This is a genomic window from Paenarthrobacter sp. C1 (assembly GCF_049315185.1).
GTDB lineage: Bacteria > Actinomycetota > Actinomycetes > Actinomycetales > Micrococcaceae > Arthrobacter > Arthrobacter nicotinovorans.
Map to the genome: position 1 here is coordinate 446,628 of NZ_CP186052.1, position 21,365 is coordinate 467,992.

The window sequence follows — 21,365 nt, forward strand, 5'->3', positions numbered from 1 at the left end:
TCAGATCCGGGCGGAGGAGGTGGCGGTGGCCAATTGGGCCGGCTCCTGCTGCCGTGCGGCTTCAACCGTGTGCAGGAGCAACAGGGCTGTGGTGACTGAGCCTACGCCGCCGGGCACCGGGGTCAACCCGGCCGCGATACCGGTGACGCTCGCCTCGTCAACGTCCCCCACCAGTGAGCCGTCGGGCAGGACGTTGGTTCCGACGTCGACCACTACCGTCTCCGGCGAGATGTGGCCGCCTTTAAGCAGGCCCGTCCTGCCGGCGGCAACAACCACGACGTCGGCCGGCCGGGTAAAGCGCTCCAGCGGCCCCGACCTGGAATGGCAGATGGTGACAGTCGCGTCCCGCTCCAGGAGGAGCAAGGCCAGCGGCTTGCCCACTACTGCGGATCGTCCGACGACGGCCACGTTGCGTCCCGCGACGGGCACATCAAAGTGGTCCAGCAGTTCCACCACGGCTTGCGCTGTTGCGGGGGCGAAGGCGGGTTGGCCTACAGCCAAGCGGCCGAGGCTGAGGGGATTGGCGCCGTCGATGTCCTTTTCCGGGGCGATGAGGCCCACCAGCGAATCAGCCTTTACGCCCACCGGCAACGGCGTCTGCAGGATGATTCCGTTGACCGAAGGTTCGGTGCTGAGATCCCCCAGGACGCTTGCCAATACCTGCTCGGTGGCCTCGGGTCCCAGGTCCACGATCCTGCAACCGATGCCCAGCCGTTCGGCTGCACGTTCGATGGAGCGGACGTACCAAAGCGTCGACTCGTCATCGGTGGCAACCACCACGGCCAGGACGGGATGGCGCCCGCTGTTCTCCAGGGCGCGGGCTTCTTCCCCGGCGCGCTGTTGAATGAGGGTTGCCAGCTGCTTGCCGGAAAGCACTTGGGTGTTCACGAGAGGATCCTTTCGCGGACGCGCTTGACCAGGGAATCGGCTGCGAGGACCACTTTGTCCTCAAGTCCGTCCGTCTGCCCTGCCAGGCGGCTGCGGGCGGCGCTGTCCTTGATGGCCACGACATTGATGTCGATGTTCACGCGCGCTGTCGTGGCGGCAGCGCGGGCGGCATCTGCAGCCGCGGCGACATCGCTGATGACGTTGGGGTTTGCCGCATCCAGGAGATCGGTGGCGAGGCTGACGACCTCACCGGCGACCCGGATGAGTTGCGCGGGAGTTTGGGCTGCCTGGACCAGGGCATCCTGGATGGCTGCGCTGCGGGCACTCTTGAGTTCGTCCGTGTCCGACGGGAGTTTGTAGGAGTCAATGACGGTCTGGAAGGCGTGCTCATCGGCGTCGGCCAGGCGCAAGGCTTCCACTACAAGGTGGTCGGCGGCGCTGGTGATCCGGGCTACCAGCGCGGCATGCTGCTCAAACTTCGCGCCTGTGGTGTACCGGGCCACCATGGCAACCAACGCGGCTCCTTGTGCCGCGTGCAGCGCAGCGGCAGCACCGCCGCCCGGTGTGGGCTGGCGGGAGGCCAGCCTGGAGAGGTAGTCATTGATGGTTTCAGAGCTGATCATGTGCCGTCCTGGCTGAACTGGGTAAGAAAGGCTGAACTGGATGTGAAGGTCGGAAACAGCGGCCCGGACCCTGGTCTGTCGGGAGAGGGGAAGGGCCCGGGCCGCATGTCCTGGCTGCGGGTCGTTGACGGACCCGCAGTGCGCGGGGTCAGCCGCGGAGCCGGCTCATGGTGGGGTCGTACAGCGGATCCTCGGTGACCGTTGCCTGGATGCGGCGGCCGAAGTACTCGATCTCTACGGAGTCTCCCAGCGAGACGGCTGCCGGCAGGTAGGCGTAAGCGATCGGCTTGCGGACGGTGTAGCCGTAGGCTGCGCTGGTGACGTAACCCACCGCCTGGTCCTTGTAGAACACAGGTTCCTTGCCCAGCACGAGGCTCCTGCCGTCGTCGACGGTCAAGCAGCGCAGGCGGCGGGCGGAGCTTTCCTCGCTGCGTCCTTCCAGAGCCGCCTTGCCAATGAAGTTCTCCTTGGCCATCTTCACGGCGAAACCGAGGCCCGCTTCGTAGGGGTCGTGCTCGGTGGTCATGTCCGAGCCCCAGGAGCGGTAGCCCTTTTCGAGGCGCAGCGAGCTGAAGGCAGCGCGACCGGCTGCGATGACGCCGAACGGCTGGCCGGCCTTCCACAGGGCATCCCAAAGGCGTTGCCCGTTGTCGGCGCTGGTGTAGAGCTCCCAACCGAGTTCGCCGACGTAGGACAAGCGCATCGCGGTCACCGTGACCCCGCCGATGGTGACCTTCTTGGCGCGGAAGTACTTCAGGCCATCGTTGCTGAAGTCGTCGTTGCTGACGGTGCTGATGAGGTCGCGGGCAAGAGGGCCCCACAAGCCGATGCAGCAGGTGCCGCCGGTGGTGTCGCGGACTTGGACCCAGTCGCCTGCGCTGCCGTTTTCGGTCTGGTGGCGGGCCGCGCGCTCAAAGTAGGCGGTGTCGATGTTGCCGTTGGCGCCCAGCTGGAAGGTGTCTTCGCTCAGGCGTGCCACCGTGATGTCGCTTCGGATTCCGCCGGCTTCGTCCAGGAGCAGCGTGTAGGTAACGGCGCCGGGCTTCTTGGCGAGATCGCCGGTGGTCAGTTCCTGCAGGAGCTTCAAGGCGCCGGGGCCGGAAACTTCCAGGCGCTTCAGCGGCGTCATGTCGTACATGGCAACTGCCGTGCGGGTCTTCCAGGCCTCCGCCGCAGCGATGGGGGAGCTGAACATCCCGGACCAGGCGTCACGGGCCGGCGGCTGCCACTCGTCCGGCATTTCCTTCAGCAACTCGGCGTTCGCTTCGAACCAGTAGGGGCGTTCCCAACCGGCACCTTCCAGGAAGTAGCCGCCCAGCTGCTTGTGGCGGGCGTGGAAGGGGCTGACGCGAAGGTTGCGGGGGGACAGCTTGGGCTGGAGCGGGTGCAGGACGTCGTAGATCTCCACGAAGTTCTGCTGGGACGTTTCGCTGACATACTCGGGCGTCAGCTGGACCTCTTCGAAGCGGTGGATGTCGCAGTCGCCAAGGTCGATCTTCGACTTTCCGTCCACCAGCAGCTCTGCCACGGCGCGGGCGATGCCGGCGGAGTGGGTAACCCACACGGCCTCGGCTACGAAGAAGCCATCCACTTCCTTGGACTCGCCCACCAGGGAGCCGCCGTCCGGGGTGAAGGAGAAGATGCCGTTGAAGCCGTCCTCGATCTCGCTTTCACGCAGTGCCGGGAGGATCTGCTTGGTAGCTTCCCACGCGGGAAGGAAGTCTTCCAGGGTGAAGTCCAGGCGGGAAGGCATGTTGTGTTCGCTGATGCTGCTGGGCTCGTAGCTGCCCAGTTCGTCCAGGTCCACGGGCATGGGGCGGTGCGCGTAGGAGCCGATGCCGTAGCGTTCGCCGTGCTCGCGGTAGTAAAGGTCCTGGTCCTGGTGGCGCAGGATGGGCAGCTGTGCGCCGTTGGGCAGTTCGTTCTTGCCCTTCTGTGCAGGGACCGGTGTGGTCTTGACGTACTGGTGGGCCAGCGGCAGGAGCGGGACGGACATCCCGATCAGCTCGCCTACCTTGGCGCCCCAGAAGCCGGCGCAGGAAACCACGATGTCCGCGGGGATCACGCCGTCGGCGGTCTCGACGCCGGTGACCCGGCGGTTGGACTGCTCGATCCCGGTCACCTCGGTGTTGCCGATGTACTTGACGCCGGCGGCCTCGGTGCGCTTGATGAGCAGCTGGACCGCGCGGGCGGCCAGGGCCAGGCCATCCGTGGGAACATGCAGGCCTCCGAGGATGTCTTCCTCGTTGATGAGGGGGTACAGCGCCTTGCACTCTTCGCGGGAGAGGATCTTGCCGTCGATGCCCCACGACTGCGCGTAACCCAGCTTGCGCTTGAGGTCCGCCAGGCGGGTTTCCGTGGTGGCTACTTCAAGGCCGCCCACCTGGTTGAAGCAGCTTTGGCCGTCCTCGGTCAGCGAGAGGAGCTTTTCCACCGTGTACTTGGCGAACAACGCCATGGACTTTGAAGGGTTGGTCTGGAACACCAGTCCCGGTGCATGCGAGGTGGAACCGCCGGGCATGTTCAGGGGGCCCTGGTCCAGGACGGTGATGTTGTTCCAGCCACGGGTGACCAGTTCGTCGGCGAGATTGGTGCCGACGATCCCGGCTCCGATGATGACAATGCGGGGCGTGGATGCCATGAAAATTCTCCTGCGGAAGTTCGTGTGGGGCGGGCTTGAACGGGCTGGTTAGCGGAAGACGACCGTGCTGGTCCGGTCCAGGAGGACGCGGTGTTCGCAGTGCCAGCGGACGGCACGGGAAAGTGCCAGTGCTTCAGCGTCCTGGCCCACAGTGGAAAGTGCGTTGGGGCCGTAGCTGTGGTCCACGCGGATGACTTCCTGCTCGATGATCGGGCCCTCGTCCAGGTCGGCGGTGACGTAGTGGGCGGTAGCACCCACCTGCTTCACGCCGCGGTCGTAGGCCTGGTGGTAGGGGCGGGCACCCTTGAAGCCGGGGAGGAAGGAATGGTGGATGTTGATCGCGCGTCCTTCCAGCTTGCGGCACAGGTCGTTCGAAAGGACCTGCATGTAGCGGGCCAGGACCACGAGGTCGGCCTTGTATTCGTCCACAAGTTCCAGGAGCTTTTGCTCCGCCTCGGCCTTGGTGTCCGGGGTTACGGGGATGTGGATGAAGGGCAGCCCGGCTGCCTCGGCCATGGCGCGGTGGGTCTCATGGTTGGAGACGACGGCGACGAGCTCGCCGCCGAGGCTGCCTCCGCGCCAGCGGAAGATGAGGTCGTTGAGGCAGTGGCCAAACTTGGAGACCATCACCAGGACGCGTTGCTTGGTCTGGTCGTGGAAGCTGAATTTCATATCGAAGCGGTCCGCGATGGAACGGAACTCATCCTCCAGCTGATCCGAGGAGTAGCTCTGGCCACCGGAGAAGGCAGTGCGCAAGTGCAATGTCTGGCGCAGGCTGTCGTCAAACTGCTGGTGCTCTTCGATGTTGAAGCCGCGTTCGAAGAGGAAAGTGGTGACTGCCTGCACGATGCCCGGCTGTTCGACGCACGACAGTGTGAGTACGAACTTCTGCGCCTGCTCGTCCTTGAGCTGGCCGCGTTCTGCCGGAAGGGTGCTGAGGTGTGAGTCTGAAGCCACGAGGGTCATGTGTCCTCCTTAGGTGTGTGCCTAGATATATTCCTGAAATACAAACTGATATATTAGGATTGGAAATCAGCGTATACTGGTGTCCGGGGCAGGTCAATAGATTTCCCGGTTTTGAAGAAGGAGCTCACGCTGTGGCTACTGGAACTCTCGCAAGCATTGGCGACGCCACCAGGAAATCACTGGCCGACGTGGCCTACGAACGGCTGCGCGACCGCTTGTTGATGCTTGAAATCAAGCCAGGGGACATCCTTAATGACGAACAGCTCGCCAAGGAGCTGGAAGTGGGGCGGACTCCCGTCCGTGAAGCTTTGAAACGGCTGGAGCTGGATCGGCTGGTGATTACCTACCCCCGGCGCGGAACGTTCGCCACCCGTGTGGAGGTAACCGACCTCGCCTTCATCTCCGAAATCCGTGCCCAGCTTGAACCGCTTGCCGCGGCCCGCGCAGCGCGGGTGGCTTCAGCTGCCACGAGGGAACATCTGCGGAACGTGATGCGGGCCGTGGAGGACTTCGATGTCAGCGCGGCGTCCGTGGTGGAAACCCTGCGTCTTGACGCGAGCGTGCATCAGGGCATCTATTCGGCTGCAGCGAATCCGCATCTGGAGGACGTGCTGATCCGCTATGACAATCTGGCCACGCGGATCTGGTGCATGGTACTTGACAGACTTCCGGACCTCGAGCACCACGTGCGCGAGCACCTGGATCTTCTGCGGGCTGTAATTGACGGCAACGAAGAAGAGGCCGCCGAACTCGCCCGCGTCCATGTCAGCGGATTTGAGCAAGCTGTTCGTCAGGCGCTGTTCGCCGCCTAAGGGCGTCCGCCGCCAAAGTGGTTGACTCGGCGACGGGTCACTTGCATACTGGACTTCTTACTAATATATCACTCGGATATTAGGCGCGGCCTACACCTGGCCCATCCTGGTCCTGTGCTCGTGATGCAATCACGGCCCCTACGTCCCTGGAGTACCACGTGACTACACGACACCCTCTTTTCGAACACATTCCGCTCACGGGAAGCAGCCGCATTAAGCGGGGCATGGCTGAGATGCTCAAGGGCGGCGTCATCATGGACGTCGTTAATGTCGAGCAGGCCCGCATCGCCGAGGATGCCGGTGCGGTCGCCGTGATGGCGCTTGAGCGTGTCCCGGCTGATATCCGCGCCCAGGGTGGCGTGTCCCGCATGTCCGATCCGGACATGATCGATCAGATCATCGCTGCCGTGTCCATCCCGGTGATGGCCAAGGCCCGTATCGGCCACTTCGTCGAAGCCCAGGTCCTGCAGTCCCTCGGTGTTGACTACATCGATGAGTCCGAGGTCCTGACCCCGGCGGACTACATCAACCACATCGACAAGTGGAACTTCACTGTTCCGTTCGTGTGTGGTGCCACCAACCTGGGTGAGGCTTTGCGCCGTATCAACGAGGGCGCGGCGATGATCCGGTCCAAGGGCGAAGCCGGTACCGGGGATGTTTCCAACGCTACCGGTCACATGCGCAAGATCCGTTCGGAGATCGCCAAGCTCGCCGCCCTGCCCGAGGACGAGCTGTATGTTGCGGCCAAGGAGCTCCAGGCCCCGTATGAGCTGGTCAAGGAGATCGCTGCCACGGGCAAGCTTCCGGTGGTGTTGTTCACTGCCGGTGGCATCGCGACCCCGGCTGATGCTGCGATGATGATGCAGCTCGGCGCCGATGGCGTGTTCGTCGGTTCGGGTATCTTCAAGTCCGGCAACCCGGCAGAGCGTGCCGCCGCCGTCGTGAACGCTACTGCCTACTACGACGATCCTGACGTTATTGCCAAGGTCTCCCGCGGCCTGGGCGAAGCGATGGTCGGCATCAACGTCGACGAAATCCCGCAGCCCCACCGTCTCGCAGAACGCGGCTGGTAGGCCGGGGTGCTGGACGTGAGGCCGGTGAGGACGGCGGACGGCCGGGGACTGCGGATGGATTGGGCCAAGCTGACCGGCCACACCGTGGAGGTTTGGCTTTTCGAAGACCACGTCATGACGGGCGTGGTGGAGCAGGCGGCGGATGACGACTCCGTCTTGTGGATCGCCGCCGCGGGAGCCGACACCCGGCGGCTCTTTGACAAGTCCACCGGCTACCAGGTCTGGGCTTAGCCGGAGCGCTGTTGCCGGCCGGGCCGGTTTTGTTGCCGTGGGGCTCAGAGATCGTCTTCGGGCCGCGCCGCCAGAATCCGTTTGGCGCTGGCCTGCAGGATGCCCAGTGACTCCTGGATCAGGGGCGAGGCGATGCTGCCCCTGCGGACCGCTGCGACAATGCGGCGTGCAGGTTTCCCCTTGCCCGTAATGCGCAACCGCACCACGTTCTCCGCGCTGTGGAGCGGCGCCAGCCGGGGCAGCAGGCCTACGCCAAGCCCGGCCCCTACGAACGCGATCTGGGTCTCCCATTCAACTGCCTCATGCGCGATCCGCGGCGTCACTCCCACTGCCGTAAATGCTGCGGTGAACAACGAATGGTAGGTGGACCCCGCTGCCTCCGTGATCCACGGCTCCGACGCCAGTTCCTCGAGCGTCACCGTCTGCCGTGAAGCCAGGGGATGGTCCGCGGGAATGATGACGTCCAGTGGATCGTCCAGCAGGACCGTCTGCTCGAAGCGGGGATCGTCCTCGCCGTAGGTGTCGGACTGCATCGCCACAATGACGGCGAGGTCGATGCGTTCTGCCACAAGCAGGTCGAAGCAACGTGATGGATTTGCCTCCAGCACCTGCACCTCCAGCAGGGGCCGCGTGGAGCGCAGCGTTGCGGCCAGTGGCGCGAGAAGCTGCGCGGCCGCCGTCGAGAATCCGCCCAGGCCGAAATGTGACTGCACCTGGTCGCCGGCCTCCATTGCCGCGGCTCTCAGGCTCTCCCATTCGGCGATAAGGCTGTCCGAACCCGCCACGAGGAAGCGTCCTGTGGCGGTCAGCCGCACGCCCCGGCCGTCCTTGGTCAGAAGTTGCATGCCGAGGACACGCTGGAGCTCGCGCAGCTGCGCCGAGACGGCGGAAGGGGAATATCCCGTGAGCTCGGCCGTCGCCCCCACGGTGCCACATCGGGCAAACACCCGAAGTGTTATCAGCCTCTGATCGATCATGGACCAATCATGCACCCATTGCGCATGGTTATCTCCTAAATATTGCGCTTTTGTTGCAGTGCATTCGTCCCTAATCTCGTACTACGAAGACTTCGATAACGCCGCTTGCGACGATGCACCCGCGGCCCCCAAGATCCCCCAACTTACCCAGCCTCCCGGGAGGAAACCCATGACTGCTCAAGTGAACGTGCCCCTGAATTCGCGCGGAAAACTCGCCTCAACATTGCCTGCCGAGCAGCTGGCCGAGATCAGTGCCCTGTTCGAGTTCCGGCGCACCGGCTACTCCTTGGACGCCCCCTTCTACACCGATCCCACGATCTTCAAGATCGACATGGAAGCCATCTTCGGTGCGCACTGGATCTTTGCCGGAAGCGTCGCCGAACTGCCGGAACCGGGTGACTACATCACGGTGGACTATGGCCCGTACTCCCTGATCGTCCTGCGCAACGACGACGGCGACGTCAACGTCCTTCACAACGTCTGCCGCCACCGCGGTGCCCGGGTGCTGACCGAAGCCGCAGGCTCCACCGGAAACCTGGTATGCGGCTACCACTCCTGGACCTACTCGCCCGAGGGCAACCTGATCCACGCCTCGGCACCGGGGGAGACGAAGTTCGACAAGAACTGCTTCGCCCTCAAGCGCGCCCACAGCCGTGTCGTCGCGGGGCTCATTTTCGTCTGCATCGCGAGCGAGCCGCCGGCCGACTTCGATGAAACCTCCAAGATCTTCGAGCCCTACCTCGCGCCCCACGATCTGGCGAAGACAAAAATCGCCTACCAGCAGAACATCATCGAAGAGGGCAACTGGAAGCTCGTCATGGAGAACAACCGTGAGTGCTACCACTGCGATGGGCACCCGGAACTCGCCTGCTCCCTCTTCCCCACGTGGGGACTCACCGAGGGCCTGATTCCGGCCCACCTTGAGGAAGTCTGGGACCGCAACAAGGAAGCCCAGTCCTCCCTCGAGGAGCGCTGCCGCCGCTATGGCCTCCCCTACGAGGTAGTGGAGGAACTCGACACGCGCATCGCCGGCATCCGCATCTCCCGCGAATCCCTGGACGGTGAAGGCGAATCGTTCTCACCCGACGGGCGCAGGCTTTCCAAGAAGCTCCTGGGCGATTTGCGCGATTTCCGCCTCGGCCGCTGCTCCATGCACCTGCAGCCCAACAGCTGGTTCCATTTCCAGAGCGACCACGTCATCACGTTCGGCGTCTTCCCCATCAACGAACACCAGTCGCTGGTCCGCACCACCTGGCTGGTGGCTGACGACGCCGTGGAAGGCGTCGACTACGACCTGGAAAAACTCACCTACACCTGGAAGCAGACGAACCTGCAGGACAAGGCGTTCGTTGAGCTGTGCCAGACGGGTGCCGGCAGCCCCGCCTACGAGCCCGGCCCCTACATGAAGAGCGAATACCAGGTGGAGGCATTCATCAACTGGTACGTCCAGCGCGTGCAGGAGCACTTGGCATGATTGAACTCCTCACTGAAACGGCAATCCGGGAGCCGCAGCGCATCCGGGGTCTTGAGATGCCGTGGAACCGGGTGATGGGCAGCAGCGAGGCACCCGCGCGTGCCGCACGTGCCCTGGGTCCCTGGCATCCGCAGGAGTTCATGGCCGAATGTGTCGAGACTGTTCCCGAGGCCGGCGGAATGATGACCTTCGTCTTCCGCCGTTGCGACGGGGCGCCCCTGGCGTTCCGTGCCGGCCAGTATGTCAACATCGCTTTTCCGGTAAACGGCGAGGACCAGGACCCGGTGGACCGCAGCTACTCGCTGTCCAGTTCGCCCACGGAGCCCTGGACCTTCAACATCACTGTCAAGAGCGATCCCACGGGCCTTGTGTCGCCATGGGTTCATGAGAACGTCAAGCCCGGCACTGTGCTGGACATGCTCGGACCGGTGGGGGCTTTCCACCTGCCAGACGCCGACCGGCGCGCCAGGTACCTCCTGTTGGCCGCCGGTGCCGGCATCACCCCCATCATGTCGATGGTGCGGACCATCCACTCCCTGCCCGGCCATGCCGACGTCGTGGTGCTGTACCACGGAGCGGAGGCCGGCGGCTTCGCGTTCCACCGGGAGCTGGCATACATCGCCTCCGTGGACTCACGCGTCAAGGTCTTCTACTCCCTGGGCGACCGCAGCAAACCGGAAGGATGGGAAGGGTTCAGCGGACGGCTCACAGCGGCCATGCTCGAAGAGGTGGCCCCTGACGCCAACGGCAGGCAGGTCTATGCCTGCGGCCCGGAAGGCTACCTGAACACGGCCACCGAGCTGCTGAAAAAGGTAGGCGTTGACGACACCTCCATCTACATGGAGTTCTTCACCGGTGACCGCCAGACCCTCCTCGAATACCAGGCAGAGCTCGCGCTCGCGGCGGATATTGCGGAGGAAATCGCCGAGGAAATCGCCGATTCCGCCGAGGACTACTACGAAAGCCAACCGGCAGCGTTCGGGCTCTACGAGCCGGGTTACGACGCCGACGGGACGTTGGAAGCCACGGGCCTGCCGCTGGAAACCTCCGAACCGGACGCCTCAGGTTCGCAAGCTTCCGACGGCGGTCCAAGCCAGGCGCCCGAGGCTGCAACGCCTGATGCCTCGAGCTTCGAGACCGTCGGAACGGGAAGCCTCACTCTGTCCTTCCTGCGCACCGGCGTCAATGTCCGCATTGACCCCGATGAGCACATCCTGGGCGTGGCCCAGCGGGCCGGTGTCAGGATCGGTGCCAACTGCAAAGAGGGCATGTGCGGTTCCTGCAAGGTGGTCAAGCTTTCCGGCGAGGTGGAAATGAACCACCAGGGCGGAATCCGCTCGCGGGAAATCGACGCCGGCAAGTTCCTGCCCTGCTGCTCCACGGCGCGCACCGATATGGTGATCGACGCCTAGCTGTTACCGGAGTCCCGCACTGTGGGCCAGCGCAATGGCCTCAGTGCGGGACCGGACGTCCAGCTTCCGGAACAGGTTCCGCAGATGGAATTTGACCGTGTTTTCACTGATGTTCAGCTCTGCGGCGATAGCCCGGTTGCGTTGCCCGGCGGCCAATGCCTGAAGAACTTCCAATTCCCTGGTGGCCAGGCCCCACGCCGCGACATCCCCCACGGGCGCTACCGGCGGGTCCAAGGGAAGCGCCACTGAGATGTCTGCTCCCCACCCGTGCATGACGTCGACGCTCATTTTGCCGTCAAGGGCCTGCACCTTCTGGCGAAGCCGTTCCATGTTCGGGGCATCCGGGGACAGTTCCCCGCGTCCGTCATCCCTGACATTGATCAGCAGGTTTTCCCCGTCGCAGTCCCATTGGGCGCGTACGCGGTGCACATCGGGTTGCTCGGCGATCGCCAGGACCAGGCCCCGGACGACGGCCCTGGCAGCGTGGGCTACCTCTCCGGGCAGGGCACGTCCGTTGGCGGGCGGCTCGATGAACTGGATGTCGATGTTGCTGAAGTGCATCAACGGACGGAGGTCCTCCCGGAGCCTTTGGAAGGCGGTGCTCACAGGTTCTTCCACGAGATCGCTGGTGCGGTCGTTCAGGGTCCTGAGGCCGATCAGTGCCTTGACGGCGAGGTCGGTCACGGAGACCCGGGCCGCGTGATCGTCCAAGGAGTTGGACCGCAGTGCGGCCAGCAGGGTTTCGAGGGTAGTGGAGTGCTGGTCCACCAGCTCCGCGGTTACGCGGATCCGTTCAGCTGATGCTGCCCGGGACTCCAAAAGATACGACAGCGGCGCGTCACTGACCTTCTCCTGGATACGGGCCGCTGTGAGTCCCCAAAGGTAGGAGGCGAGGCGCAGTGGTTCATCGTCTTCCGGCAACTCCGGGTCGGTGAGGACCAGGAGGGCGTTGCTGGGCGGATAGGTGAAGCCCAGAATGTCGCGTTCCTGCCCCGCAATCCACGCTCGCGTCCGCCACGGCCCTTTCCCCTCCATGGATGCCCGGATCCCATCAAGCTCGGGGATGGACACGCGGCTGACAATGCCCTCGGCACCCGCCTTTTTCTGGGGCCGGCCCGTGCAGTCTTCCGTGAAAATCACCAAGGCGCTGGAGGGGACCAACGGCGAGAGGGCCGTCCGCAGGCTCTCCGCGATACGCGCGAGGGGCGCTTGGGCGATGTCTTCAATGGCTTTGAGGAGCTGCCAGGGCACGGACGGTTGCTGGGGCATATCCCCAGCGTAGACGAGCAGCTACGTTCTTGCCTACCCGAACGGGTGGCCAGGACTGTCCTTTTTCGGCGTTTCAGCCACCTCTACCAGCCGGAAGAATAGTTACAAGGTCGGAAACCGCTATCAACCACCCACGAACGGAGTGAACCGTGAACGTCTTTGCAGACACCGCGACAGCCACAGCTGAAGACGTAGCCGGCAACGCCTCCCTGATCCTCGCAGAGCTTGGGGGCATTGCTTCCGAACTGGACTACGGCCAGGTTGCCCGCCTTGCAGAGGAAGTTGGCGCAGCGGAGCGCGTCTTCCTGGGCGGAGCCGGCCGGAGCGGGCTGGTGCTCCGCATGGCCGCGATGCGCTTGATGCATCTGGGCCTGACGGTCCACGTAGCCGGCGACACCACAACACCGGCCATCACTGCCGGCGATTTGTTGCTGGTGGCATCCGGTTCCGGGACCACCTCCGGCGTGGTCAAAGCAGCCCAGACAGCACTGGCCGCGGGGGCGCGGGTGGCAGCAGTAACCACCAACCCCTCGTCCGCTGTTGCGGGCTTCGCCGACGCGCTGGTGGTCATTCCCGCCGCGCGGAAGACTGACCACGGCTCCGACCTGTCCCGGCAATACTCGGGCAGCCTCTTTGAACAATCCCTTTTCCTGGTGACGGAGTCGGTTTTCCAAACTCTGTGGGAAGCCACTGCAGAGCCCGCCGAGAAGCTCTGGCTGCGTCACGCAAACCTCGAATAGACCGCAAACCTGTCCTCCAAAGCCACCCCAAACAAAAGAAAGCGATACACCATGAAACTGCAAGTCGCCCTTGACCTCCTCACCATCGAAGATGCCCTGGAACTCGCCGGCAAAGTTGCCGAGCACGTGGACATCATCGAGCTCGGTACTCCGCTGATCAAGGCTGAGGGTCTCGCCGCCGTGACGGCCATCAAGGAAGCCCACCCCAACAAGATCGTGTTTGCCGACATGAAGACCATGGACGCCGGTGAACTCGAAGCGCACATCGCTTTCAAGGCGGGTGCCGATCTCGTGTCCGTCCTGGGAACTGCGGATGACTCCACCATCGCCGGTGCCGTCAAGGCCGCTCAGTCCCACAACAAGGGCATCGTGGTGGATCTCATTGGCGTGGCCGACAAGGTCTCCCGCGCCAAGCAAGCCCGCTCCCTCGGAGCCAGGTTCATCGAATTCCACGCGGGCCTCGACGAGCAGGCACAGCCGGGCTATGACCTGCGCGGACTCCTCAATGCCGGAGAAGAAGCCCGTGTGCCGTTCTCCGTGGCCGGCGGCGTCAACGCATCCACCATTGCGGCCGTGCAGTTGGCAGGTGCCGACGTAGCAGTGGCCGGAAGTGCCATCTACAGTGCCGCTGATCCTGAACTGGCTGCGAAGGAACTCAAAGCAGCCATCCAGTAACAGGCTCCGTGCCTAGGTTTTGTCGGGAGTCCGGTGGTGCGCCCGCTCAACAAGTTCGGACATCCACGGCCGTTGCCCGTGATGGACCGTGAGGCCGTCGGGGATGCCCTGAACCGTCGCTTCCGTGCCGGAAGCGTCAATGGTGATCCGCCCGCCGCCCATGGGCGCATTGCGGATGTGCAGGTCCCCGAACGACGGCGGCAGCACCGGATCCAGCCAGATGCCGCCCAAGGAGATGTGCGTGTCGTAGCGCAACAGGCTCATGACCAGGTGGATGGGCGTCGTGGCGGCCCACGCCTGGGGTGAGCAAGCCGTGGGATAAGGGACGGGTTCCCGGAATTGCGTGCGGTCGAACCCGCAGAAGAGTTCGGGCAACCGGTCGCCAGAGATCTCGGCGGCTTCAAGCATTGCGGTTGCTATCCGTTGGGCTTCCTCCACGAAGCCATAGCGGAGGAGTCCGGACACGATCAGCGCATTGTCATGGGGCCACACGGAGCCGTTGTGATAGCTGGCCGGGTTGTAGGCGCCCATGTTCCTGGCCAGCGTCCGGACACCCCATCCACTGAACATTTCGGGGGACATCAACCGCTCCACCACGGCAGGGGCCTTGTCTTCGTCAATCAGACCAAACCACAGGCAATGGCCCATGTTGGAAGCACAAGCGTCCACGGGCCGCTTGTTGCGGTCCAGCGCCACAGCGTAGTAACCCTTGTCCGGCATCCAGAACTGTTCGTTGAACCGCTTCTTCAGGTCCTCGGCGCGTTCCCGCAGGCTTTCCGCCAAGGTGAGGTCGCCGTCGTCGTAGGCCATCCAGGCGCGCGCCACATAGGCGCCGTGCACGTACGCCTGGACCTCACACAGCGCCAGGGGCGGTTCAGCGAGGGTGCCGTCCGCAAAATTGATGCCGTCCCAGGAGTCTTTCCAGCCCTGGTTGATGAGTCCGTGCTCGTTGGGCCGCCCGTACTCCACGAAACCGTCGCCGTCACGGTCGCCGTAGGTCCGGATCCACTCCAAGGCGCGGTCCGCGTGGGGGAGCAGGCCCGAGATCGCGTCTTTGCCGAAACCCCAGCGGCTCACCGAGCCAAGGACCACCACAAACAGCGGGGTGGCGTCCACGCTTCCGTAATAAGCGGACTTTCCGCCCAACGCCAGGCCCCCGGAGACCCCCAGCCGGACCTCATGCAGGATCTTCCCGGGTTCTTCTTCGGTGGCGGGATCCACCACCGTGCCCTGGCGGTCGGCCAGCGTTCGCAGGGTGCCCAAGGCCAGGGAGGGGTCCACGGGAAGGGCCATTTCGGACGCCCACAAGGAATCCCGGCCGAACAGCGTCATGAACCACGGGGCGCCGGCGGCCACCACCACCCTTTCGGGGTGGTCCGGATCCTGGATGCGGAGCGCGCCAAGGTCCTCGTAGCTGCGGCGGAGGGTGTCTTCGATTGACCGGTTGCTGAGCTGCACAACGGGGATCCGGGCTACCCAATCCTGCCTGCGCTGATCGCTGGGTGAGAGCCCGACCGGATCCTGGTGGGTGAAAGCGGCCCCGGCACTTGGTTGCTTTGGCACCACGCTGGCCCGCGTACTCCAGCTCCCGAACGCGGGAATTTTGGCCGTGAAACCCAATGCCCTGGCACCTGCACCGGCGCCGTCGGCCCGTATCAGGACGCTTTTCCGAATGTCCTCCCATTTTCCGCGGATTTCCAGGGAATCACCATCCGGCAGGTGGGTTTCGGTCCATTGCCGCGTGATCCGTGCTTCCTTGACTTCGAAAAGATCAGCGAAATCCGATTCGGCAGAAAGCAGGATGCGGCATTGTGTTGCCTGGTTTGAATAATTCCGAACGGTGATTTCTTCGCGGATTCCGTTTCCTACCTCCCGAAGCCGCTCCACCAACAAGGGGCTGTCGGCGTACCCATCCGGGCGGGGAACCCTGCCGACGAATGACGCCCGGTACGGTTCCCTGGTTTCTGCTGCCAAGGGTTCGATGACTTGTCCGTTGACAGTGAGCTCCCATTTGGAGAGGATCCGGGTGTCCAGATGGAAGACGCCCTGGGGCAATTCGGGGTGGATGTCTCCGTTGGCGGAGGAGATGCAGAAGGATGAGCCTTCCACCAGGGTCACTGTCCCGGCACCAAGGGGTCCGGCTGCTGTATCAGCGTTCCATCCAGCCACGAGACGCTCCTTATCGATCCGCTTGAGCTGCAGCCGATGCCGCCTGTCCGGCCGCTTGTGGAGATGAAGTCGACGCTACGCCGACGGAAGGATCGGCGCCAGATCCCGGCCGCTCTCCACACCCTCTATATGCCTTCCCGGCGCAAGGGAGTGCCGGCCCGTCATCCAGAGTTAATCTCATTTCCTCGTCCGGGAAACCAGAAGGGGTCTATAGTGAGAGAACAGGACATTCGCTGATGCAGCCCGGCGGCCCGCTTTTTCTTCCGACGCCGGAGGCCCCGTAATGACCGACACCCAAATTAGTAGCTTTATCCGCGACTGTGTGGTGTTTGAGGACGACACTGAGAACGGCTTGGAATTTGACACTTTCTACGGCCTGTACATCAGCTGGTGCGTTCTCGGACGAAAAATCCCCATCCCCGACTCCGCCTTCAAGACCGCCCTTGAGCGGGAGGGCCTCAAAACCATCAAGCTGAATGGCCAGCGGATCTACCCTGGCATGAGCATGGTCGGCCCGGCCGCAAGGGACTACGTAGTCAACAGCGTTCCCATGTGGAACGACTCCGCAGCCAGCGCCTACGCACTTTCCGAGGCTGTGGAGGATGCGGTTCCGTCCATCGCCTGATGTCACGTCGCTTCTACAGCCCATGCACCTAGGATTTGATAGGGGCATGGGCTGTTTCCATGTCCGGGCTGTCTTCTGAAGGGAAATACGTGAAGCCTTCCATCGTGTGGTTCCGGGATGACCTCAGGGTTGCCGACAACCCGGCCTTGCGGGCCGCCGTCGACGACGGTGCTGCGGTGGCCCTGTACGTCCTTGACGAGGAATCGGAAGGCCTCAGACCTCACGGTGGCGCTTCCCGCTGGTGGCTGCACCATTCGCTGGTGTCCCTTCGCGAGGACCTCGCGGCACTTGGCATCCCCCTGCTTCTGCGGCGCGGCGACGCTGCCTCCGTTGTCCAAAAAACCACGAAGGCGCTCGGTGCCGGCGGTTTGTACTGGAACCGGCGCTATGGTGCGGCCGAGCGCACCGTCGACGCCGGGATCAAGGCCTGGGCGGGTGAGGCCGGCCTGCATGTTGCCAGCTTCCAGGCCTCCCTCCTTCATGAACCCTGGGAGGTCACCACCAAGACCGGTGGCCAGTACAAGGTCTTCACGCCTTTCTGGCGGACGGTGTCCGCGCAGGACTTCCGGGAGCCGTTGGCCGTACCGGAAAAGGGCCACGGATTCACCGGCAAGCTCCCGGCTTATGACGAGCTGGATTCCTGGAACCTCCTGCCCGGCAAGCCTGACTGGTCGGGCGGGCTGGCGGAGATGTGGACTCCTGGTGCTGCCGCGGGGCACAAGCGGTTGGACGCTTTCGTGGCTGACGGTCTCTCCAACTACAGCGAGGGCCGAAACCGTCCGGACACCGATGGCAGCAGCTGCCTCTCGCCCTACCTGCGCTGGGGTGAGCTCAGCCCGTTCGAGGTGTGGCACGCGCTGGGGTCCAAGCGCTCCGAAAGTGCGGGCATTTTCGCCTCGGAGCTGGGGTGGCGGGAGTTTTGCTGGCACCAGTACTTTCACAATCCGAACTTGGCCACAGCCAACCTTCGTCCCGAGTTTGACCGTTTTCCCTGGGCGTGGCCGGGCAGCAATAACGGCAATGGCAAACATCCTGGCCATGAGTCGGCACCCGAGGAGTTCCGCGCCTGGCAGCAGGGCCGCACCGGCTTCCCTATGGTGGACGCGGGCCAGCGCCAGCTGTGGCACTCAGGCTGGATGCACAACCGTGTCCGCATGGTCGCTGCCAGTTTCCTGGTGAAGAACCTTGGCATCCATTGGCAGCTCGGTGAGCAGTGGTTCTGGCACACCCTGGTGGACGCGGATCCGGCGTCGAACCCCGCCAACTGGCAGTGGGTGGCAGGGTCCGGGGCTGACGCCTCGCCGTTCTTCAGGATTTTCAACCCGGAGGCCCAACGCGTGAAGTTCGATCCCCAGGGGAAATACATTGCCCATTGGATTCCCGAGTTCGGCACTCCCGAATATCCGGAGGAGATCGTTGATCTGAAGACCACCCGCGCCGAAGCGCTGGAGGCTTACAAGGAGATGAGGGAAGTCCACTAAGGAGGTCCCGCAGGTCCCGCAGGCCCGGCTATAGGCTGGGTCCATGTCGACGGAGTCCATCCTGAAGGTCCTCATCATGGCGTTCGCGGCCATGTTCATCGCTGCGGTTGCCTGGTGGGCCCGTAAGCATCCCAACCGGTCCAAGGAGTACCCGGAGCGGGTTCGCATGCCAAAGGTCGTGCCGGGAGTTGGTTGGCTTTTCCTTGTTGTGGGCCTCCTGATGGGACTCGTCGCCTTCACCTCCGACCATGCACGGGACCCTCTGGCCTTCCGTATCGCTTCGGTGGCGATCGTGGTGGGTGGAGTGGTATTCGTACTCATGTACCGCAACTTCTATGTGGCACCCCGCGACTTTGAGGTGGCTTTCCGCAGTGTTCTCGGCAAAGAGCACATTCTTCACTACAGCGACATTGCGCACTACAGCTTCCAGACCTTGAAGGGGCAGCCGTACCTGACGGTCAAGTCGGTAAACGGCGTCAAGCTCAGCCTGAATATCAGGGCCTACGACATGACACCGCTCTTGCGCGCCATCGACTTTCATCAGGTCACCGGGCACTGGCCCGCCCGGACGGAGGCGGTGGGCGGCGCTGCCGGATCCGAAAAACAGCCCTCTGGAAATTAGTAGGAAGTCCGAGTATATTCGGATTCAGAGATGACCTGGATCACAGTTGGTCACGTGTTCCCGCCGTGTTCCCAGCACTGAGCGGCACGGTAGTCATTCACGATGCAAAGGAGCATTCCACTATGGTGCGCGAGCTTTCACACTACGTAGACGGCCAGAGGGTTGACGGCACATCGGGCCGGTTCAGCGACGTCTACGATCCCTGCACGGGCGAAGTCCAGGCCAGGCTGCCGCTGGCCAGCGCCGACGAGGTTCGCAACGCCGTCGCAAATGCAGAAAAGGGCCAGCTCGAATGGGCAGCCATGAACCCGCAGCGTCGGGGACGCATCCTGCTCAAGTTCGTGGACCTCGTCAACGAGAACATGGACGAACTCGCCAGGCTCCTGTCCTCCGAACACGGCAAAACCTTTGCCGATGCCAAAGGAGACATCCAGCGCGGCATCGAAGTCGTTGAATTTTCCGCGGGTGCCCCGCATCTGCTCAAGGGCGAGTTCTCGGACAACGCCGGACAGGGCATCGACGTCCATTCGCTGCGCCAGCCGCTGGGCGTCGTCGCAGGGATCACGCCGTTCAACTTCCCGGCCATGATCCCGTTGTGGAAGTCCGGCCCGGCGCTCGCAGCAGGCAACGCCTTCATCCTGAAGCCGTCGGAGCGGGACCCCTCGGTTCCGCTGCGCCTCGCCGAGCTGTACAGCGAAGCCGGCGTGCCGAACGGCGTCTTCAACGTCATCAACGGTGACAAGGAAGCCGTGGACGCCCTGCTGGAGGACCCTCGGGTGAAGGCGATCGGCTTTGTTGGCTCCACGCCGATTGCCCAGTACATCTATGCCACGGCCGCTGCCCACGGCAAGCGTGCGCAGTGCTTCGGCGGGGCGAAGAACCACATGGTGATCATGCCCGACGCCGACCTCGACATGGCTGCCGACGCCCTGATTGGTGCCGGGTACGGTTCCGCGGGCGAACGCTGCATGGCCATCTCCGTGGCGGTGCCCGTTGGCCAGGAAACCGCCGACGCGTTGGTGGCCAAGCTGACCGAGCGCGTGAAGGACCTGAAGGTGGGCCACAGCCTGGACAAGGACTCCGACTTCGGGCCCGTGGTGGCAGCCTCCGCGAAGGAACGGATCGAGGGCTACATCCAGTCCGGCGTGGATGAAGGCGCAACGTTGATCACTGATGGTCGCGGCCTCACCGTGGAAGGCTACGACGGCGGGTTCTGGGTTGGCCCCACACTCTTCGACAACGTCACCAAGGACATGAAGATCTACAAGGAAGAGATCTTCGGCCCCGTCCTCAGCGTGCTGCGGGCAGCTGACTACGACGAAGCGCTGAGGCTCTGCAGCGAGCACGAGTTTGGCAACGGCGTCGCAATCTTCACCCGCGACGGCGACTCCGCACGCGACTTCGCCAGCCGCGTCGAGGTGGGCATGGTGGGGATCAATGTGCCGATTCCCGTCCCGATTGCCTACTACACCTTCGGTGGCTGGAAGGCCTCCGGGTTTGGCGACCTGAACCAGCACGGCGCCGACGCTTTCCGCTTCTACACCAAGACCAAGACCGTCACCTCGCGGTGGCCCTCCGGCATCCGCCAGGGCGCCAGCTTCGTGATGCCAGCAGGCAGCTGATGGGAGATCTGCAGGAGGAAGACGAAGTCCTGTTTGAGCGTCGCGGGCACTTGGGGGTTGTCACGCTCAACCGTCCCAAAGCGGTCAACGCCCTGAATCACGGCATGGTCAAAGCCATGCTTCGACAACTGGTTGCCTGGGCTGATGACGATTCGGTGCAAACTGTCTTGGTGCGCGGTGCCGGAGACCGTGGGCTGTGCGCTGGCGGCGACATCGTGGCCATCTACAAGGACATGCTGCACGGCGGCACGGAAACGGCTGCGTTCTGGGCTGACGAGTACCGGCTGAACCTGCTCATTTCGCAATACCCCAAGCCCTATGTGGCTTTCATGGATGGGCTGGTTTTGGGCGGGGGCGTTGGCGTTTCGGCCCATGGCTCGGTCCGTGTGGTCACCGAACGGACCCGCACCGGGATGCCGGAAACCACCATCGGTTTCGTGCCCGACGTCGGTGGCACGCTCTTGCTGTCCCGCGCACCTGGTGAAGCGGGCACCCACGCTGCACTCACCGGCGCCCACCTATCCGGTGGGGACGCGCTGTTCCTTGGGCTCGCCGATCACTTTGTGCCGTCCGACAGCCTTCCCGCGCTGGCAGCAGCGCTGGAAAGCTCGACGGCGGAGGCCGCCGTCGAGCGCTTTGCGCAAGCCGCGCCGGACTCGGCGCTTGCGGCACAGCGGGGGTGGATCGATCCCGCCTACGCGTATGACGACGCGGAGGAAATCGTGCGGAGCCTGCGCGAAGCTGGGGGAGAGGCAGCGTCCGCGGCGGACACGATCGAGGCAAAATCGCCCACGTCCGTGAAGGTGGCCTTGGAGTCCTTGCGCCGCGTCCGGGGAGTGACGCTGGAGGAAGCGCTGGACCAGGAATACCGTGTGGGGCTGCGTTGCCTGGCCGGGCCCGATTTCCGGGAGGGCATCCGGGCCCAGGTGGTGGACAAGGACCGCAATCCGCAATGGAAGCCGGCAAACCTCGCGGACGTCCAGGCATCCGACGTCGAGGGCTACTTTGCGCCGCTCGGCGAACGGGAGTTGGGCCTCGCCGCTTTGGGCGCGAAAACCACATGAC

At 63.8% G+C, this 21,365-nt stretch carries 19 protein-coding genes; 12 read left to right on the forward strand and 7 right to left on the reverse strand.

Translation table 11 applies throughout. The features are described from left to right. The 4 genes from ACNAOU_RS02275 to purU all read right to left on the reverse strand — a co-directional run bounded on the left by ACNAOU_RS02275 (nucleotide 1) and on the right by purU (nucleotide 5,118). A complete protein-coding gene (locus ACNAOU_RS02275) occupies nucleotides 1–888 on the reverse strand; it encodes a bifunctional 5,10-methylenetetrahydrofolate dehydrogenase/5,10-methenyltetrahydrofolate cyclohydrolase (RefSeq protein WP_422757922.1) in 888 nt (295 codons plus the stop codon). Next, complete coding sequence (locus tag ACNAOU_RS02280) at nucleotides 885–1,511, reverse strand: cyclodeaminase/cyclohydrolase family protein (RefSeq protein WP_055973839.1); 627 nt, start codon at nucleotides 1,509–1,511, stop codon at nucleotides 885–887. Before ACNAOU_RS02280 ends, ACNAOU_RS02275 begins: the two co-directional genes overlap by 4 nt. A 148-nt stretch (nucleotides 1,512–1,659) precedes the next feature. Then, complete coding sequence (locus ACNAOU_RS02285) at nucleotides 1,660–4,152, reverse strand: GcvT family protein (protein WP_422757923.1); 2,493 nt, start codon at nucleotides 4,150–4,152, stop codon at nucleotides 1,660–1,662. A gap of 48 nt (nucleotides 4,153–4,200) precedes the next feature. Then, complete coding sequence (gene purU, locus ACNAOU_RS02290) at nucleotides 4,201–5,118, reverse strand: formyltetrahydrofolate deformylase (protein ID WP_422757924.1); 918 nt, start codon at nucleotides 5,116–5,118, stop codon at nucleotides 4,201–4,203. 131 nt (nucleotides 5,119–5,249) lie between these two features. On the opposite strand from purU, the gene ACNAOU_RS02295 reads away from it, so the two are divergent. From ACNAOU_RS02295 to ACNAOU_RS02305, 3 genes are all read left to right on the forward strand, one after another. Next, the gene (locus tag ACNAOU_RS02295) at nucleotides 5,250–5,930 is read left to right on the forward strand and encodes a GntR family transcriptional regulator (RefSeq protein ID WP_055973833.1); all 681 of its coding nucleotides are present in this window, start codon (nucleotides 5,250–5,252) and stop codon (nucleotides 5,928–5,930) included. A 158-nt stretch (nucleotides 5,931–6,088) separates the two neighbouring features. Further along, nucleotides 6,089–7,003, forward strand: coding sequence for a pyridoxal 5'-phosphate synthase lyase subunit PdxS (gene pdxS, locus ACNAOU_RS02300; RefSeq protein WP_422757926.1), 915 nt, complete (start codon nucleotides 6,089–6,091; stop codon nucleotides 7,001–7,003). A gap of 15 nt (nucleotides 7,004–7,018) precedes the next feature. After that, nucleotides 7,019–7,234, forward strand: coding sequence for a hypothetical protein (locus ACNAOU_RS02305; protein ID WP_227453668.1), 216 nt, complete (start codon nucleotides 7,019–7,021; stop codon nucleotides 7,232–7,234). 44 nt (nucleotides 7,235–7,278) lie between these two features. Here ACNAOU_RS02305 and ACNAOU_RS02310 read toward each other — a convergent pair whose 3' ends face one another. Continuing rightward, on the reverse strand, nucleotides 7,279–8,211 hold the full coding sequence (locus tag ACNAOU_RS02310; protein WP_039239424.1) for a LysR family transcriptional regulator: 933 nt from the start codon (nucleotides 8,209–8,211) through the stop codon (nucleotides 7,279–7,281). 169 nt (nucleotides 8,212–8,380) lie between these two features. On the opposite strand from ACNAOU_RS02310, the gene ACNAOU_RS02315 reads away from it, so the two are divergent. Both ACNAOU_RS02315 and ACNAOU_RS02320 read left to right on the forward strand, forming a co-directional pair. Next, on the forward strand, nucleotides 8,381–9,685 hold the full coding sequence (locus tag ACNAOU_RS02315) for an aromatic ring-hydroxylating oxygenase subunit alpha (protein ID WP_018779493.1): 1,305 nt from the start codon (nucleotides 8,381–8,383) through the stop codon (nucleotides 9,683–9,685). Further along, nucleotides 9,682–11,097 (forward strand): 2Fe-2S iron-sulfur cluster-binding protein, encoded by a 1,416-nt coding sequence (locus tag ACNAOU_RS02320; RefSeq protein WP_018779492.1) that lies wholly within the window; start codon nucleotides 9,682–9,684, stop codon nucleotides 11,095–11,097. The genes ACNAOU_RS02315 and ACNAOU_RS02320 overlap by 4 nt, the downstream gene beginning before the upstream one ends. Nucleotides 11,098–11,100: 3 nt before the next feature. Here the strand turns inward: ACNAOU_RS02320 and ACNAOU_RS02325 are convergent, their stop codons facing one another. Continuing rightward, entirely contained in the window at nucleotides 11,101–12,366 is a 1,266-nt protein-coding gene (locus ACNAOU_RS02325; protein WP_422757928.1) for a helix-turn-helix transcriptional regulator, read from the reverse strand. Nucleotides 12,367–12,515: 149 nt separating this feature from the next. On the opposite strand from ACNAOU_RS02325, the gene hxlB reads away from it, so the two are divergent. Further along, complete coding sequence (gene hxlB, locus ACNAOU_RS02330; protein ID WP_275777644.1) at nucleotides 12,516–13,106, forward strand: 6-phospho-3-hexuloisomerase; 591 nt, start codon at nucleotides 12,516–12,518, stop codon at nucleotides 13,104–13,106. Between the two features lie 51 nt (nucleotides 13,107–13,157). Beyond that, nucleotides 13,158–13,781 (forward strand): 3-hexulose-6-phosphate synthase, encoded by a 624-nt coding sequence (gene hxlA / locus ACNAOU_RS02335; protein WP_275777646.1) that lies wholly within the window; start codon nucleotides 13,158–13,160, stop codon nucleotides 13,779–13,781. A gap of 12 nt (nucleotides 13,782–13,793) precedes the next feature. Here the strand turns inward: hxlA and ACNAOU_RS02340 are convergent, their stop codons facing one another. Beyond that, nucleotides 13,794–15,950, reverse strand: coding sequence for a glycogen debranching N-terminal domain-containing protein (locus tag ACNAOU_RS02340; RefSeq protein ID WP_018779488.1), 2,157 nt, complete (start codon nucleotides 15,948–15,950; stop codon nucleotides 13,794–13,796). Nucleotides 15,951–16,233: 283 nt separating this feature from the next. Between ACNAOU_RS02340 and ACNAOU_RS02345 the strand changes: the two genes are divergently transcribed. From ACNAOU_RS02345 to ACNAOU_RS02365, 5 genes are all read left to right on the forward strand, one after another. Then, nucleotides 16,234–16,575 (forward strand): hypothetical protein, encoded by a 342-nt coding sequence (locus ACNAOU_RS02345; RefSeq protein ID WP_026267411.1) that lies wholly within the window; start codon nucleotides 16,234–16,236, stop codon nucleotides 16,573–16,575. 89 nt (nucleotides 16,576–16,664) lie between these two features. Next, complete coding sequence (locus tag ACNAOU_RS02350) at nucleotides 16,665–18,056, forward strand: cryptochrome/photolyase family protein (RefSeq protein WP_422757929.1); 1,392 nt, start codon at nucleotides 16,665–16,667, stop codon at nucleotides 18,054–18,056. A 43-nt stretch (nucleotides 18,057–18,099) separates the two neighbouring features. Then, nucleotides 18,100–18,678 carry a hypothetical protein gene (locus ACNAOU_RS02355; RefSeq protein ID WP_018779485.1) on the forward strand — a complete coding sequence of 193 codons (579 nt, stop codon included), beginning with the start codon at nucleotides 18,100–18,102 and terminating at the stop codon, nucleotides 18,676–18,678. Between the two features lie 122 nt (nucleotides 18,679–18,800). Beyond that, nucleotides 18,801–20,300: a CoA-acylating methylmalonate-semialdehyde dehydrogenase gene (locus ACNAOU_RS02360; RefSeq protein ID WP_422757930.1), complete on the forward strand. Its 1,500-nt coding sequence runs from the start codon at nucleotides 18,801–18,803 to the stop codon at nucleotides 20,298–20,300. Then, complete coding sequence (locus ACNAOU_RS02365; RefSeq protein ID WP_055973816.1) at nucleotides 20,300–21,364, forward strand: enoyl-CoA hydratase/isomerase family protein; 1,065 nt, start codon at nucleotides 20,300–20,302, stop codon at nucleotides 21,362–21,364. Before ACNAOU_RS02360 ends, ACNAOU_RS02365 begins: the two co-directional genes overlap by 1 nt. Nucleotide 21,365 lies beyond the last annotated feature (1 nt).